This window comes from Candidatus Thorarchaeota archaeon (assembly GCA_013388835.1).
Taxonomy (GTDB): domain Archaea; phylum Asgardarchaeota; class Thorarchaeia; order Thorarchaeales; family Thorarchaeaceae; genus JACAEL01.
The window spans coordinates 1-1480 of record JACAEL010000119.1 but is presented as its reverse complement, the minus strand read 5'-3'; the positions used below and the strand labels follow the sequence as shown (position 1 = coordinate 1480).

Here is a 1480-nt window from a genome sequence, read left to right as displayed (position 1 = left end):
TTTTTGGCGGTGGACGGACTGGCCTGCCAAGTTTTCGGCGCAAGGCGATGCGGTACAGTTTCCTCAAGGATTTTACAAGCAGCTCTACGCTTGGCAAACTAGAATATAAAAGTGGAATGCGGTCATACTCTGCCAACTTTATCGAGTTCTCGTCTGGGCGTGTGCCGTGAAAAACCACCACTTTTGGCTTTAGATTGCTCATGCGCACGATAAGCATGGGAGAAATCCCATTCTCAACATGCGTAAAAATCAACGCTCTTTCGGTAGTTACTCCAAAAAGCTGCGAAAACTCCAACCCTGAAAGCGTCTCAACAGCCCGTTTACTATCCACAACCGTGTAGCCCAAAACTTCCTTAACATACTGACTTGAACACGCCATAACTTCGCCACGTATGGCTTTGCACAAATACTCAACCCTGACGGGTATGGGAAACTCACGCAAATCTATTTTGGCGTTGCTCGGCGAGCCCGTAAGCTTGGCAAACTCACGAATAAAACGCCCTCCACGTTCATCATCAATTTTCAGCAAAGCCCAGACAAACCTTCGCACAAACCGTGTCCCTGGGCTTTTGCGTCTTCCGCTTTCGTAGTCGCTTATGACTGACGAGGAAACAATCATCTTGTCTGAGAGGCTGATCTGAGAAACTGCGAAAAGCTCACGCCACTTCCGCATGGTTGCTCCAGGCTTGCTTGAAAGTATTATTTCGCCAGCGATTCTTCTTGCCAGAACCTCGCGAAGGCTCGGAGACACCGACATGTAAACACAACCGTTCCTGTCTGCAAATCCCCCCTTAGAACATTACGCACTATAAAACTATACCGCTCCTATGCCCTGCTTGATCGAACAATGAAATCACGCCACAAAGATTATGAAAATTCCAATCACAATTATTATGGAACCTACTGCGTTTTTCACGGTTATTTTCTCATTTAGAAAAAGAAGCGCAACCAAAGTTGAGAATAGAGGCGTTGTCGAAGATATCGGAACCGCCTGTGATACCGCAGTATTTATGAAACTGTATGTTAGCAAAAACCATCCCAACGCTAGTGCCACAATACCTCCAGAGATTAGAGCAATCAACGCTTTTCTCGGCATTTTCAAGAAGCCACGGTTTCTGTCGATCACTGGCGCAAGAAGCAAAACTGAAACAGCTATCGCAGCCAACCTTAAGGCGTTAATCGTCAATGCGTAATCAAAATTCGGCGACTCTTCCACTGCCATGCCGATCATGCTTATGCTTACAGACCAAACAATAGCAGTCGCCATAGACAAGGCAATACCTCTGATAGCAGTGTTGCGTTCCTCATGGACATTATGCGTTGCTTTGCTTTGACTCAGAAGCCATATTCCAATAACTATTGCAACCGCTCCAAAAACCGCTTGCACAGTGACTGGCCCCTGTCCAAACAGAATCGCCCATAAAATGCTAAACAGTGGATAGGTGCAAGTTATCGGCACGGCACGCCCGACGCCGATCTG

1 protein-coding gene and 1 pseudogene are annotated in these 1480 nt (G+C 46.9%); both read right to left on the bottom strand.

Annotated features, from left to right (window positions below; all coding sequences use genetic code 11):
* Nucleotides 1-100: 100 nt before the first annotated feature.
* A pseudogene (locus HXY34_14275) lies at nucleotides 101-757 on the bottom strand (transcriptional regulator).
* A 96-nt stretch (nucleotides 758-853) separates the two neighbouring features.
* Nucleotides 854-1480: DMT family transporter (locus tag HXY34_14270; protein ID NWF97300.1), on the bottom strand; the 627-nt coding region annotated here is incomplete at its 5' end.